This window comes from Pseudoxanthomonas putridarboris (genome assembly GCF_038321125.1).
Taxonomy (GTDB): Bacteria; Pseudomonadota; Gammaproteobacteria; order Xanthomonadales; family Xanthomonadaceae; genus Pseudoxanthomonas_A; species Pseudoxanthomonas_A putridarboris.
On the sequence record NZ_JBBWWT010000002.1, the window covers coordinates 730669 to 744340 of the forward strand.

General features: G+C 68.2%; 11 protein-coding genes. 2 read left to right on the forward strand and 9 right to left on the reverse strand.

Going from position 1 to position 13672, the window contains the following annotated elements; genetic code table 11:
- Positions 1-23 precede the first annotated feature (23 nt).
- The 6 genes from AAD027_RS07260 to AAD027_RS07285 all read right to left on the reverse strand — a co-directional run bounded on the left by AAD027_RS07260 (position 24) and on the right by AAD027_RS07285 (position 7776).
- On the reverse strand, positions 24-3122 hold the full coding sequence (locus AAD027_RS07260; protein ID WP_341725338.1) for an efflux RND transporter permease subunit: 3099 nt from the start codon (positions 3120-3122) through the stop codon (positions 24-26).
- 313 nt (positions 3123-3435) lie between these two features.
- Positions 3436-4302, reverse strand: coding sequence for a LytR/AlgR family response regulator transcription factor (locus AAD027_RS07265; protein ID WP_341725339.1), 867 nt, complete (start codon positions 4300-4302; stop codon positions 3436-3438).
- A gap of 3 nt (positions 4303-4305) precedes the next feature.
- Positions 4306-5391 carry a sensor histidine kinase gene (locus AAD027_RS07270; RefSeq protein ID WP_341725340.1) on the reverse strand — a complete coding sequence of 362 codons (1086 nt, stop codon included), beginning with the start codon at positions 5389-5391 and terminating at the stop codon, positions 4306-4308.
- 125 nt (positions 5392-5516) lie between these two features.
- Positions 5517-5957, reverse strand: a complete 441-nt coding sequence (locus tag AAD027_RS07275; protein ID WP_341725341.1) for a carboxymuconolactone decarboxylase family protein — start codon at positions 5955-5957, stop codon at positions 5517-5519.
- A 42-nt stretch (positions 5958-5999) separates the two neighbouring features.
- On the reverse strand, positions 6000-6887 hold the full coding sequence (locus AAD027_RS07280; RefSeq protein WP_341725342.1) for an RNA polymerase sigma-70 factor: 888 nt from the start codon (positions 6885-6887) through the stop codon (positions 6000-6002).
- Positions 6888-6933: 46 nt separating this feature from the next.
- A complete protein-coding gene (locus AAD027_RS07285) occupies positions 6934-7776 on the reverse strand; it encodes a dimethylarginine dimethylaminohydrolase family protein (protein ID WP_341725343.1) in 843 nt (280 codons plus the stop codon).
- A 128-nt stretch (positions 7777-7904) separates the two neighbouring features.
- On the opposite strand from AAD027_RS07285, the gene AAD027_RS07290 reads away from it, so the two are divergent.
- A complete protein-coding gene (locus AAD027_RS07290) occupies positions 7905-9422 on the forward strand; it encodes a fumarate hydratase (RefSeq protein ID WP_341725344.1) in 1518 nt (505 codons plus the stop codon).
- A gap of 150 nt (positions 9423-9572) precedes the next feature.
- Positions 9573-10208, forward strand: a complete 636-nt coding sequence (locus AAD027_RS07295) for a glutathione S-transferase family protein (protein WP_341725345.1) — start codon at positions 9573-9575, stop codon at positions 10206-10208.
- 168 nt (positions 10209-10376) lie between these two features.
- On the opposite strand, the gene AAD027_RS07300 is transcribed toward AAD027_RS07295, so the two are convergent.
- The 3 genes from AAD027_RS07300 to AAD027_RS07310 form a co-directional block, all read right to left on the reverse strand.
- On the reverse strand, positions 10377-11486 hold the full coding sequence (locus AAD027_RS07300) for a sterol desaturase family protein (RefSeq protein WP_341725346.1): 1110 nt from the start codon (positions 11484-11486) through the stop codon (positions 10377-10379).
- Positions 11487-11740: 254 nt separating this feature from the next.
- Positions 11741-12907 carry a phospholipase A gene (locus AAD027_RS07305; RefSeq protein WP_341725347.1) on the reverse strand — a complete coding sequence of 389 codons (1167 nt, stop codon included), beginning with the start codon at positions 12905-12907 and terminating at the stop codon, positions 11741-11743.
- A gap of 77 nt (positions 12908-12984) precedes the next feature.
- Complete coding sequence (locus AAD027_RS07310; RefSeq protein WP_341725348.1) at positions 12985-13470, reverse strand: DUF456 domain-containing protein; 486 nt, start codon at positions 13468-13470, stop codon at positions 12985-12987.
- Positions 13471-13672: the final 202 nt, after the last annotated feature.

The following is a 13672-nucleotide window of genomic DNA, read 5'->3' on the forward strand; positions in this document are numbered from 1 at the left end:
CGTTCTCCGTGGGAAGCGGGGCATCAGGTCAGGACGTGGGGAAGCGGCGGCGCGGACGCCGAAGGGTCGGCATCGGGCGCCGGCGAAGGCGACGCGGCCAATCGCAGCAGCGCCGGCACCAGCACCACCGTGAACAGCAGGCTCAGCGCGACGCCGCCGACGGAAACCGCGGCCAGCCCGCGGTAGATGACCGCGCCGGGGCCGGGATTGATCGCCATCGGCAACGCGCCCAGCACGCCGGTCAATGCCGCGATCAGGATCGGGCGCAGGCGCTGGTCCAGTGCCTGCCTCAGGGCATCGTCCAGGCCCATGCCGGCCGCCTGCGCCTCGCGCGCCTGCGCGACCAGCAGGATGGCGTTGTTGATCACCATGCCCATCAGCATGATGAAACCGATCATCGACAGCAGGTCCAGCGTCTGCCCGGCGGCCAGGTCCAGCACGCGCAACCCGGCCACGCCGCCCAGCACCGCCATCGGCAGCGTCGCCAGGACGAAGGCGCTGTCGCGCAGCGAGCGGAACATCGCCGCCATCAGCATGAACAGCACCGCCAGCGCCATCGCGAAGTTCATGCCCATGCCGCGCACCACTTCGCCCAGCCGGTCGGCGCTGCCGGAAATGCGGATCGCCGCATCGGGCGGCAGCACGTCGCGCAGGGCCGGCACGATCGCGTCGTCGACGATGTCCAGCGCTTCCTCCAGCGACATCGTCGCCGGCGGATCGACGGTCAGGGTGACGGTGCGGCGGCGGTCGATCCGGCGCAGCTGCTTGGGCGCCAGCACGGTATCCACCCGCGCCAGTTCGCCCAGGCTCAGCACGCCGCCCTGCGGCGTCGCCAGCGGCGCCGCGCCAAGCCGTTCCACATCGTCCTGGCGGCTGCTGCGCAGGATGATGGCCAGCCGGCGGTCGCCGTCGAAGTGTTCGCCCAGCCATTGGCCGTCGCCCAGCGTGCGCACCACGGTCCCCAGTTCCGGCCGGCGCCAGCCGATCTCCGCCAGCCGGCGATCGTCCGGGCTCACGCGCAGTTCGGGAGTGCCGGCGTCGGCGTTCGGCCAGGCCTGCACGTTGGCGCCGGCGAAGCGCCCGGACAGCAGCTTGCGGCCGGTCTCCGCCGCGCGCGCCAGTGCGTCGCCGTCGGCGTGCTGCAGGTGGATGGCGATGGCCCGCGCCGAACCGCCGAAACCGCCGAAGAGTTCGCCCTCGCTGGCGAAGGCGCGCGTATCCGGGAAGCCGACCACGACCTCGTCGCGGACGATGCGCTCCAGTTCGCCGATGTCGGCCGGGTCCACGACGCGCGCGCCCAGCGTGCCGCCGCCCGGCCACAGGTTGAGGTACCAGTTGCTCAGCCGCGGGCCCTTCTCGCCGTCCATATAGGGGCGCATGCGTTTCAGCAGCACCGGCGCGATCTCGCGGTTGACGCGCTCCGGGCTCATGCCGGGCGGGAAGTTGAAGAAGGCGTCCACGGCGGCGCGTTTCACCGGCGGCAGGTAGTCGATCCGTGGCATCAGCAATACGGCCAGCAGGGCGGGCGCCAGCACCAGTGCGCCGACCCAGGCCCACTGGCGGCGGCGTCCCTGGGTGGTCCGCAACGCCCAGTCGCCGACGCGCGACCAGTAACGATGCCGTTTCCCTTCGTCCTGGCGCGTGCGCAGCCAGCTGTTCGCGGCGACCGGCAGCACGGTGACGGCGACCAGCAGCGAGATGCCCACGGCGATGGAGATGGTCAGCGCCAGGTCGGCGAACAGCTGGCCTTCCACGTCCTCCATGAAGATCACCGGCAGGAACACCGCCACCGTGGTCAGCGTGGACGCGACCAGCGCGCCGCCCACCTGGCGCGTGCCTTCCAGCGCGGCGCGGGTGGCCGGCATGCCTTCCTCGCGCAGGCGGACGATGTTCTCGGCCACCACCACCGCGGCGTCCATCACCATGCCCACGGCGAACGCCAGCCCCGCCAGCGAGATGACGTTGAGGCTGCGGCCGGTCAGCTGCAACACGATGAAGGTCGCCAGCAGCGAGATGGGGATGGCGCAGGCGATCAGCGCGGTGGCGCGCAGGTCGCGCAGGAACCACCACAGGCAGCCCACCGCCAGCAGCACGCCGGCGAACAGGCTGCCGGACAGCAGGCCGATGGCGCGGTTGATGAAGACGGAGGCGTCGAAGCTCTGCGCGATGTCCAGGCCCAGCGGCGCCAGTTCCTGCTGGCGCACGTCGGCGACGACCCGCTTCACTTCGTCCAGCGTGTCCAGCACGTTGGCCCCGCTCTCGCGCAGGATGCGCAGGCCGATGGCGGGGTTGCCGTTCTGGTAGGCGAAGAAGCGCTGCTCCGGGCGCTTCACCCGCACCTCGGCCACGTCGCCCAGCCGCACCGGCCGGCCATCGCGCCAGGCCAGGATCAGCTCGCCCAGCGCCTCGGGCGTGTAGCGGCCGGCGAAGCGCAGCACGTATTCGCGGCGGCCGGCTTCCACTATGCCGCCGGAAACGTCGGTGGCGCGCGCGGCGACCGCGGCCACGTCGGGAATCGTGATGCCCAGGGCGGCGGCGCGTTCCAGGTCCAGGGTGATGGTGAGTTCTTCCTGCGCGCCGCCGTTGATCTCCACGCCGGCCACGCCATTGACCGAGGTCAGGCGTGGGACGATGCGGTCCTCGATCGTCTGCCGATAGTCGAGGATGTCGCCGGGCGTGCCGGGCAGTTTCTGCACGAAGAAGTAGGTCAGCGAGTTGTTGGCGTTGTCGGCGCCGGCCTGCACCACCGGCGGCGTGGCGTCGCGCGGCAACGGTTGCAGGCGGTTCATCCGCGACAGCACTTCCACCAGCATCGCGTCCATGTCGCTGCCGACGGCGAAGGTCAGGTTGATGAAGCTGTTGCCGGCGTTGACGTTGGAGGCGATCTCCTCCAGTCCGGGCAGGCCCTGCATCACCGCCTCGATGGGCTCGACGATCTCCGATTCCATTTCCTGCGGCGAGGCGGCGCGCCAACTGGTCTGGATCGACATCTGCGGGCGCTCGATGTCCGGGAACAGTTGCAGCGGCAGCTTCATCAGGCTCATCAGGCCGAACGCGCAGACCATGGCGACCACCACCGCGACCGCGGCGGGATTGCGTAGCGAGGCGTCGGTGAGTTTCATCGGCGGGTCCGCGGAGATGGGCAGCGGAGCGCACGATGCGGCAGGCGGGATCGGACCTTATGGTCCGATAGTCATGTGTTGCGGTGAGTGGTGGACGCCGCGCGGTGAACCGAGGCCTGAGAATCCCGGTTACGCGCCGTAGGAGCGACGTGAGTCGCGACCGCGGACCACGAAGAAGCTTTGGCCGCGGATTGACACGGATCCCGCGGATGAAGCTGAAGTCTTGTCAGCGGTTATCCGCGTCAATCCGTGGCTGAAAGGGTCTTCTTTCTTTCGGTCGCGACTCACGTCGCTCCTACAGGGGGCGTGGCGATTACAACAGCACGGACAGCTTGTCGCGGTAGCTGCGCGACAGCTTGAGTTCCTGGCCGCAGTCCAGGCGCAGGTAGCTTTCGCCGTTGGTGTGCGGGCGAAGCTCCACCACGCGCTGCGCATTGACGATGGTGGAGCGGTGGATGCGCGGGAAACGCTGCGGGTCCAGCTGTTTCTCCATCTCGCGCATGGTGGCGCGCAGGATCAGCGTGTTGCCGTTGGGGGCATCGCCGTCGGTGTGGATGCACATGTAGTCGCCGGCGGCATCGATCCAGCGGATGCTGCGCAGGTCCACGCGCACGGTACGGCCGCCATCGCGCACGGCGAGTTTTTCCTCGCGGCGCAGCTGTTCCAGCGCATCGGGCTTCAGGGCCTCGTCCAGGTCCAGCGGCGGGCGGCCGCTCAGTTCGCCCAGCAGGCCCAGCAGCTGCGCGCAGTGTCCGCTGGCCTCGCGCTGCGCGCGTGCGCTGCGCACGCGCGCCAGGGCCTGTTCCAGCCGGGATTCCTCGACCGGCTTGAGTAGGTAGTCGGTGGCGGAGGCTTCGAAGGCGCGGATGGCGTAGTGGTCGTAGGCGGTGACGAAGACCACCAGCGGCATTTCCCGCGCGGGAATGGCGCGCAGCGTGGCGAAGCCGTCCATGCCCGGCATCTGCACGTCGAGGAACATCAGGTCGGCCTGGTGTTCGCGCAGCCCGGCGATGGCGGAGGCGCCGTCGCCGTACTGGCCGACGATCTCCACGTCCGGATGGGCTTGCAGGCGGATTTCCAGTCCGCGCCGGGCCAGGGGTTCGTCGTCGACGATCAGCGCCCGCAGGCGCGCCGCGCTTTCGTTGCGGGGCGTGGCGGCGGCGTGGCGGGCGCTGTCCATGGCTCAATCCCCGAAGGTCTGCGAAGTCTCGTAGGGAAGCCGCAGCGTCACCTCGATGCCGCGCTCGCGGTTGCGCACCGAGAATCCGCCGGCCTCGCCGTACAGCACGTTGAGGCGCTCGCGCGTATTGCGCAGGCCCACGCCCTTGCCGGGCGGCAACGTGTCGCCTTCCAGGCTGTTGCAGCCCGGGCCGTCGTCGATCACGCGCAGGATCAGCTGGGCGCCTTCGCGCTCGGCCTCGATCCGCAGCAGGCCGCCGGCCACCTGCTTGGCCACGGCGTACTTGATGGCGTTCTCCACCAGCGGCTGCAGCAGCAGGCTGGGCAGCAGCGCGCGCCAGCAGTCCTCGTCGATGCCGGTCTCGATGCGCAGGCGTTCGGCGAAGCGGATCTTCTCGATGTCCAGGTACAGCGTCAGCGCGTCCAGTTCCTGCCGCAGGGTCACGCGCTGCATCGGGTCGTTGTCCAGCGAGTGGCGCAGGAACGCCGACAGGCCCTGCACCATGCGGTTGGCGGTGGCGTTGTCGCGGTCCAGGATCAGGGTGGAGATGGCGTTGAGCGTGTTGAACAGGAAGTGCGGGTTCAACTGGTAGCGCAGCATCTTCAGCTGCGCCTGGTGGGCCATGCTGCGCGCGGCCAGCGCGCGCTGGGTCTCGTTCTGCAACTGGCGGTAGTACTTGATGCCCAAGTACATACCCACCCAGGCCAGCACCACGTAGATGTAGCCCAGCGAATACGCCACGAAGGCCATGTGGTTGGCCGGCTTGCAGGTTTCGCAGAATTCGACCAGCACTTCGCGGGTGACCATGTCCATGATGGCCGAGCTGGCCAGGATGGGCAGCACCATCACCGCCAGCAGGCGGCGCGGCGACAGGCCCCAGAAGGTCCGCAGCAGGAACCGCAGGCCGAGGGTGACGGTGGCGCCGGTGACGGCGGCGGTCAGCGGCACCACCCAGTAACCGGACGGCTTGCCGTGGGCGATCGCGGCCAGGTAGCCCTGGCTGAAATAGGCGCCCCACCCACCCAGGTGCAACAGCCAGAACAGGTGCTGGCGCGGCAGGTCCAGCGGATGAGGGGCGGCGATGGCCATGGCGGGCTCGGCGAAGACGCGGATGGCGACATGCTACCCCCGCGGCGATGGCGTTGCGGCAACGGCTCGTCGGCCGATGCGCACGCTTGGGCGCATCGGCCGGAGCCTGCCTTCCCGCGCCGACCTTACGGCAGTACCGGGTGCAGGCCCACGCCGAGACGGTTCCAGGCGTTGATGGTGGCGACGGCCATGGTCAGTTCGGCGATCTCGTGTTCGTCGAAGTGCGTCTTGAGGGCTTCATAGGTCGCATCGGCCGGGGCGCCGGAGGGCAGGGCGGTGAGTTGCTCGGCCCAGGCCAGCGCGGCGCCTTCGCGGGCATCGAAGAAGCGGCTGTCGCGCCAGCCGGCGACGGTGTCGATCTTGCGCGGTTCGATGCCGGCCTTGCGCAGCGCGGTGGCGTGCATGTCCAGGCAGAACGCGCAGCCGTTGATCTGCGAGACGCGCAGGAAGATCAGATCGACCAACGCCTTGTCCAGCTTGCCGTCGTGAAGGCTCTGGCTGGCGGCGAGCAGGCCGCGGAAGGCTTCGGGAACGTACTTGGGGTATTTGACGCGATGGAATTTCATGGTGGTGCTTCGCTTCCGTAACGGCCACCGTGGCCGCTTTCGCTACCAGGACGCGCGACCGGGATCCGGCGTGACACCCGCGCCCAGTTTGTCCGGATTCGCCACGTTCAACAGTTCGACGATCCGCTCACCATCGGTGGTAGCCACCATCACCGCCGCCAGCTTGCCAGTGCGGTAGCGCAGGATGGCCGGTTCGCCGTTGACCATGCCCATGCGCCACTCGATGGCCGGATCGCGCCGCCGGTACGCGGCCCAGAACAGCCGCGCGATGCGCTCGCGCCCCAGCAGCGGGCGGATGACCGCCAGCGCCTTGCCACCGCCGTCGGACACCAGCCGCGCATCCTCGCGCAGCAGCGCGGTGATGGCGGTCTGGTCCCCGCGACTGGCCGCGTGCATGAAACGCTCCAGCAGCTTGCGGTGGCGTTCGGGCTCCACTTCGAAGCGCGGTCGCGCCGCCTGCACGCGTTCGCGGGCGCGGTGGACCATCTGCCGGCAGTTGGCCTCGCTCTGGCCCAGCAACGGCGCGATCTGGGCATATTCGTAATCGAAGGCTTCCTTCAGCAGGTAGGCCGCGCGTTCCTCCGGTCCCAGCCGCTCCAGCACGGCCAGGAAGGCCAGCGACACCTGTTCGGCCCGCTCGGCGTGGTGGTCGGGGCCGGGTGCTTCGTCGATCTCGGCCGGTTCGGGCAACCACGGGCCGACGTAGCGCCCGCGCTGCACGCGCGCGGCGCGCAGGCGGTCGATGCCCAGCCGCGTGGCGGCCGTGACCAGCCAGGCCTCCGGGTCGCGGATGCTGGCGTGGTCGGCCTGCTGCCAGCGCAGCCAGGCGTCCTGCACCACGTCCTCGGCGTCGCTGCGGCTGCCCAGCAGCCGGTAGGACAGCCCGAACAGCCGCGGGCGGTGGGTTTCGAAGGTGTTTTCTTCGTTCATGCGGCCAGGACGGGGCAGGGTGGTCCGGCGTGACACGGGCGCGCGATCAGCCGGCGACCGTTTCGCTCAGCCGCGGTTCGTCCAGCCGCAGGGTCAGGCATTTGGCCGAGCCGCCGGCTTTCAGGAATTCGTCCAGTGCGATTTCCACCACGCTGAAGCCCGCCCGCGCCAGCGCGTCCCGCAAGCCGGGGCTGGCACGGTTCAGCACCACGGTGTCGCCGATGCTGATGGCATTGCAGGCGAAGTCCAGCGCGTCCGCTTCGCCCACGGCGATCCGCTGCCCGGCCGGTACCCGCGCGGCGATGGCCGCCTGCGCCGGTTCGTCGAAAGCCGGCGGGTAGTACAGCAGGCCGCCACCCTGCAACGGACAGAAGCAGGTGTCGAGGTGGTAGAAGCGCGGATCGGTCAGCCGCAGCGGGATCGTCTCGATGTCGAGCAGGTCGGCCAGCGCCGGGGCCGCCGCCGCATCGCTGCGATGGCCATGGCCGAGCCACAGCCGCGGCGCCGCCCGGTCCAGCAACGCATCGCCGGCGCCCTCGAAGGCGATGCCGGCGGGCAGTTCGCGCACGTTCCAGCCGCGTTCGCGGAACCAGTCGGCGAACAGCGGCGCCTCGCCCTGGCGCTGCGGATGCAGGAAGCGGCTGACCACGAACGTGTCCTCCAGCACCAGCCCGGCATTGGCGGCGAACGGCATGTCCGGCAGCCCGGGACCGGGCCGCGCGGTCTGGATGTCGGCCAGCGCCGACAACGCCGCGTGCAGCGCATCCCACTGCGCCTGCGCGCGCAGCGGCACGGCGCTGCCTATCCGGCCTTGCATCCAGGGATTGATCACGTAATCCACCCCGAAATGCAGGGGAGGGCACATCAGCAGGCGAGGACTCGAGGGCATGGGGGTCTCCAACGGGCAACAGGAAAAGTGGCAGGGATCGGCCTTCCGTGCAATCGGTGCGCGTCCGCTCGGGTAAAATCGGCGGCGCAACCCCCGCCAGCGCCCGAGCCAGCCGTGACCCCGCCTTTATGAGCACGATCAAGCAGGAAGATCTCATCCAGAGCGTCGCCGACGCCCTGCAGTACATCAGTTATTACCATCCCGTCGATTACATCCGGAACCTCGCCGCCGCCTACGAGCGCGAGGAATCGCCGGCCGCCAAGGACGCCATCGCCCAGATCCTGATCAATTCGCGCATGTGCGCCGAGGGCCACCGCCCGATCTGCCAGGACACCGGCATCGTCACCGTGTTCCTCGAGATCGGCATGGACGTGCGCTGGGACGACGCCACCATGGGCGTGGAGGACATGGTCCACGAAGGCGTGCGCCGCGCCTACAACCATCCGGACAACAAGCTGCGCGCCAGCGTGCTGGCCGATCCGGCCGGCAAGCGCACCAATACGAAGGACAACACGCCGGGCGTGGTCAACTTCAAGGTGGTGCCGGGCGACAAGGTCGACGTGATCGTCGCGGCCAAGGGCGGCGGCTCGGAGGCCAAGTCCAAGTTCGCCATGCTCAACCCGTCCGACTCCATCGTCGACTGGGTGCTGAAGACCGTGCCGACCATGGGCGCCGGCTGGTGCCCGCCGGGCATGCTGGGCATCGGCATCGGCGGCACCGCCGAGAAGGCGATGCTGCTGGCCAAGGAGTCGTTGATGGAACCCATCGACATCACCGACCTGCAGCAGCGCGGTCCGTCCAACCGCGCCGAGGAACTGCGGCTGGAACTGTACGAGAAGGTCAACGCGCTGGGCATCGGCGCGCAGGGCCTGGGCGGCCTGACCACGGTGCTCGACATCAAGGTCAAGGATTACCCCACCCACGCGGCCAACCTGCCGGTGGCGATGATCCCCAACTGCGCCGCCACCCGCCACGCGCACTTCACCCTGGACGGCAGCGGCCCGGTGATGCTGGACCCGCCGTCGCTGGAGGACTGGCCGCAGCTGACCTACGACGCCTCCAAGGGCCGCCGCGTCGACCTCGACACGCTGACCCGCGAGGATGTCGCCGGCTGGAAACCGGGCGAGGTGCTGCTGCTCAACGGCAAGCTTCTGACCGGCCGCGACGCCGCGCACAAGCGCATGGTGGACATGCTCAACAAGGGCGAGGCATTGCCCGTCGATTTGAAGGGCCGCTTCATCTACTACGTCGGCCCGGTCGATCCGGTGCGCGACGAAGTGGTCGGCCCGGCCGGCCCGACCACCGCCACCCGCATGGACAAGTTCACCGAGCAGGTGCTGGCGCAAACCGGCCTGCTGGGCATGGTCGGCAAGGCCGAGCGCGGCCCCGCGGCCATCGAGGCGATCAGGAAGCACCAATCGGCCTACCTGATGGCGGTCGGCGGCGCGGCCTATCTCGTCTCGAAGGCGATCAAGGCCGCCAGGGTCGTCGGCTTCGCCGACCTGGGCATGGAGGCGATCTACGAATTCGACGTGCAGGACATGCCGGTCACCGTCGCCGTCGATTCGCAGGGCACCTCGGTGCACCAGACCGGCCCGAAGGAATGGCAGGCCCGCATCGGCAAGATCCCGGTGGTGGTGGCGTAAGTGCTGCTCCATTCTCCCATCGGGAGAAGGTGCCCGAAGGATGGATGAGGGGAGAACGAAGTCAAGATGCCCGACTCATCCCGACTTCCATCGCCCCTCACCCCAACCCCTCTCCCGGTGGGAGAGGGGCTTCGATTCCAGGAGTCCTGCATGCCCGCCACGCTCTACTATTCCCGCAGCACCGCCAGCCTGGTCGTGCATTGGCTGCTGATCGAACTGGGCGTGCCGCACGAACTGCATGAACTGGACTTCGACAGGCGCGAACAGAAATCCGCCGATTACCTGAAGCTCAATCCGGCCGGCGTGGTGCCCACGTTGGTCATGGACGGGCAGGTGATCACCGAGACGGCCGCCATCCTGATGCACCTGGCCGACCTGCATCCGCGCGCCGAACTGGCGCCGGCGGTGGCCACCACGCAGCGGGCGCAGTACTACCGCTGGATGCTGTTCTGCGCCAACACGCTGATGCCGGCCTACCGCGCGTGGTTCTACGCCGACGAGGTCGCCGGCGCGGAGAACACCGAAGCCAGCCAGCGGCATGCTCGGCAGAAGATCGAGAACGCCTGGCAGTACGTGGCCGATCACCTGGAAAGCCACGGTCCCTACCTGCTGGGCGCGCAGCGCACCGCCGTGGACTTCCTGCTGACCATGCTGATGCGCTGGTCGCGCAACATGCCGCGCCCCAGCGATACGTGGCCGGTGTTGCATGCCCATGCGCAGCGCATGAAGGCGTTGCCCAGCTTCAAGGAAGTCTACGCCCGCGAAGGCCTGACCGACTGGACCTGATCCGAACGGAGTCACTGTAGGAGCGACGTGAGTCGCGACCGCGGATTGGCGATGGCAGGAGGCTGTGACAGCACGCGCCACCACGCTCCATGTGCATCGCGAGGAATGACGTCCCCGCCTGTTCGGCCGTGCGGTCGCGACTCACGTCGCTCCTACAGGAAGCCGGTTTCACTTCACGTAATCGTCGAACTTTTTCCCGCCCTGGAACGGCATCAGATGCTGGCGCAGGATGCCGCGCGGCACCGTCTCCAGTTTCATCACGCCGTATTCCTCCGGCCATTCCTCCTGCCGCTTCGGCAGCTTGAACGTCCCCATCAGCATGTCCACCAGCGGCAGATGGATGGCGTAATTGACGTCCAGATATTCCTTGTGCCGCGCGTGATGCCAATGGTGGTAGCGCGGTAGCACCAGCAGGTATTCCAGCCAGCCGAAGCGGATGCCCAGGTTGGCGTGCGCCAATACGGCTTGCAGGCCGACCAGGATCACGTACGCGTTCACCGCCGACGCGGAGAAACCCAGGATCAGCAGCGGCAGCAGCACCGCGCTGCGGGTCAGCACGATCTCGACGAAGTGGATGCGCGAGCCGGCCAGCCAGTCCATCTCGCGGCTGGAGTGGTGCACGGCGTGGAAGCGCCACAGCCACGGCACGTTGTGGTACGCCCGGTGCAGCAGCGCCTGCGCCAGATCGGCCACGAAGACGGCGATCAGGAACTGCGCCCACACCGGCAGCGACTGGATCGCATCCTTCAGGGCGGGGAAGGCGGCCAGCCCGGCGATGGTCGAGGTCGATGCGGTCACCAGGATCAGGATGAACTGCACCAGCACGTGGCTCATGAAGAAGTAGGCCACGTCCGTGCGCCAGCCCGAACGCAGCGGCGAGATGCGGCGCTGGCCCAGGTAGTGTTCCAGCGGCACGAACACCAGCGCCGAGAAGAACAGCGAAATCACGAACCAGTCCAGCCCCAGCGAGTAGGGTGTCTTGCCGATGCTGTCGAACTGCACATTGGTGCCGCCCAGCAGCACCGCCAGTGTGGCGCTGCCCACGCCGATCAGCGCCACCCGCTTGTTGCGGTCGCGCAGGATGGCCAGTGTGCCCATGCCGAACGCGGCGGCCAGTCCCACCAGCAACAGGTGGCGGGCGAACTGTTCGTTGTAGACCGCGCGGAATTCCTTGCTGGTCAGCAACTCGGGAAAGTGGAAGCACAACACCGCCATCAGGCTGAGCAGCCCGAGCAGGGCGGCGGAGTAGGCGAAGAACGAGCGACGTTGACGGGCCATGCGCGAACGGGTGGGTGGGCCAGCCCGCAGCATAGCCGCAGGCGATGGATCGGTGCGAGCACCGTGCTGTCACATTAAATGCAGGCTGCAAGGCCCTTGCCGACCCGCAACCCGCAACCCGCAACCCGCAACCCGCAACCCGCAACCCACAACCCACAACCCACAACCCACAACCCACAACCCACAACCCACAACCAGGAACCAGGAACCAGGAACCAGGAACCAGGAACCAGGAACCAGGAACCCACCCTCCCTCAATACCAATCCAGCAACGAAATCCCCAGGCCGAGGTACGTCGCCTTGTGGTTGTAGTCGATCAGGCTTTCGCCGTAGCCGTGGAAGAACTGCAGGTGCGCGCGGAAGGTGCCGTTGATCGGGAAGCCGTAGTCCACCTGCAGCGCCCCGCGCGAATCGTCGCCGCCGCGCAGCGTGTGCCGGCCCAGCACGGTCAGCATGTGGCCGTTGCGGGTGTAGGTGAGCATGGCGTCGCCGCGGCCGATGTAATCCTCGATGTCCGGGTTGTCGTCGTCGTTGCCGTCCGGCACCCGCCACCACGGCCGCAGCACCAGCGCCCAGTTGTCGCGGTCCAGGCCGATGGTGGCGATCACCCGGTTCCAGCTGCGCGACAGCGGATCGCCACGGCCGTTGGACTGGTGGTTGAGGCCGACGCCGGCCATGCGGCCCTTCCATTCGCCGAGGCTGTAGTTGTTGCGGAAGACCAGCATCACTTCCGGTTCGTAGTTGGTCTCGCGGAACGGACGCGATTCCTCGCTGTTGAAGACCTGCCAGCGCGAACTCTGCGTGTAGGCGCCCCACAGGTCGCCGTTGTCGCCGAACAGGTTCTCGGCGAACTTGGTCTTGAAGCTGAACTGGAACTTGGTCTCCACGTCCTGCAGGTCCTGCGGCTCGGTGACCGTGTTGTCGGGATTGGGAGAGAAGGGCGTTTCGTTGGTGCTGCTGGTCCAGAACGCGGGCAGCAGGTAGACCGGCTTGTAGCCGCGCATCTGGAACACGCCCAGCTTGGAGTCCTTGGCCAGTTCCCAACGGCTGTCCAGCAGCGAACCGCGGCCGGCGTTGGCGATCAGGTCGGCGTCGGCGGGATCGTCCGCGCGGAACCAGGCCCCCAGCCGCCGGCGGGCACGCTCGCTCAGCGGCGCGTCCGGGTTTCTTTCCGCCTCGGCGGCCGCCTGCGCCTCGGCGGCCTTGGCGGCTTTGGCGGCCTGTGCTTCCTCGTCGGCCCTGCGGGTATCGCGCGCGTCTCGCCCCAGCGCGGCGTCGTAGCAGGCCAGGCGCACGGCGTCGCTTTCGATGGACAGGCAGGCTTCCGGGGTGGCCACGGCCGGGACGTATTCCTGAGCCTGGGCGGCGATGGACAAGGTAATGCCGATTACCAACGGCAGCAGTCGGGTGCGATGCGTCATGCGAAGGGAGCTCGATCCACAAGAAGTACAGGGGGACATTCTGCCGCAGGCAGCGAGATACACGCGTTTACTTGCGATCAGAGGAACCAGGCGAACAGGAACAGGCCCACCATCGCGAACGCCAGTCCCAGTTTCAGCACCACGCCCAGCACGATGCCCAGCCATGTCGCCAGCCCCACCTTGGCGGCCTGGCGCAGCTCGCGGCCATGCCAGAGTTCGCCCAGCAGCGCCCCCGCGAACGGTCCCACGAACAGGCCGATGGGCATGAAGAACAGTCCCGCGAACGTGCCCAGCACCGCGCCCAGCAGCGCTTTCTTGCTGGCCCCGACCCGCTGCGCGCCGATCGCGGTGGCGAACACGTCCACGGCGATCGACAGCAGGGTCAGCAATCCCAGCGCCACCAGCGCGACCCAGCCGACCTGCTGGAAATCGCCCGCCCAGGCGGCCAGCAGCATGCCGGCGAAGACCAGCGGCAGGCCGGGCAGGGCGGGCAGGATCACGCCGGCGATGCCCACCAGGATCAGCAGCACGGCCAGGGCGTAGTAGAGCATGTGGATGTCCACGTAATTCTCCTAGGGAATCAAGGGGTTGGGACGTCGTCGAGGGGGTCGGGGAAGCGTTTGCATTTTCACAATTGCCGCGTTACTGTTCGGGCGCTGCCGTTGCCAAGGTCACCGTGAATCGTGGCCTGATGGGGTAGATCCATGATCCGCTACATCGCTTGTACCTCGCGTCCTCCTTGCAACCAGCCGCCGAGAGGCGTAT

Excerpts from the sequence above, each read along its gene's own strand:
- AAD027_RS07265 (WP_341725339.1), bottom strand. The coding sequence starts at position 4,302 with ATGGACAGCGCCCGCCACGCCGCCGCCACGCCCCGCAACGAAAGCGCG.
- AAD027_RS07300 (WP_341725346.1), bottom strand. The coding sequence starts at position 11,486 with ATGGCCCGTCAACGTCGCTCGTTCTTCGCCTACTCCGCCGCCCTGCTC.
- AAD027_RS07290 (WP_341725344.1), top strand. The coding sequence starts at position 7,905 with ATGAGCACGATCAAGCAGGAAGATCTCATCCAGAGCGTCGCCGACGCC.
- AAD027_RS07305 (WP_341725347.1), bottom strand. The coding sequence starts at position 12,907 with ATGACGCATCGCACCCGACTGCTGCCGTTGGTAATCGGCATTACCTTG.
- AAD027_RS07260 (WP_341725338.1), bottom strand. The coding sequence starts at position 3,122 with ATGAAACTCACCGACGCCTCGCTACGCAATCCCGCCGCGGTCGCGGTG.
- AAD027_RS07285 (WP_341725343.1), bottom strand. The coding sequence starts at position 7,776 with ATGCCCTCGAGTCCTCGCCTGCTGATGTGCCCTCCCCTGCATTTCGGG.
- AAD027_RS07280 (WP_341725342.1), bottom strand. The coding sequence starts at position 6,887 with ATGAACGAAGAAAACACCTTCGAAACCCACCGCCCGCGGCTGTTCGGG.
- AAD027_RS07275 (WP_341725341.1), bottom strand. The coding sequence starts at position 5,957 with ATGAAATTCCATCGCGTCAAATACCCCAAGTACGTTCCCGAAGCCTTC.
- AAD027_RS07295 (WP_341725345.1), top strand. The coding sequence starts at position 9,573 with ATGCCCGCCACGCTCTACTATTCCCGCAGCACCGCCAGCCTGGTCGTG.
- AAD027_RS07270 (WP_341725340.1), bottom strand. The coding sequence starts at position 5,391 with ATGGCCATCGCCGCCCCTCATCCGCTGGACCTGCCGCGCCAGCACCTG.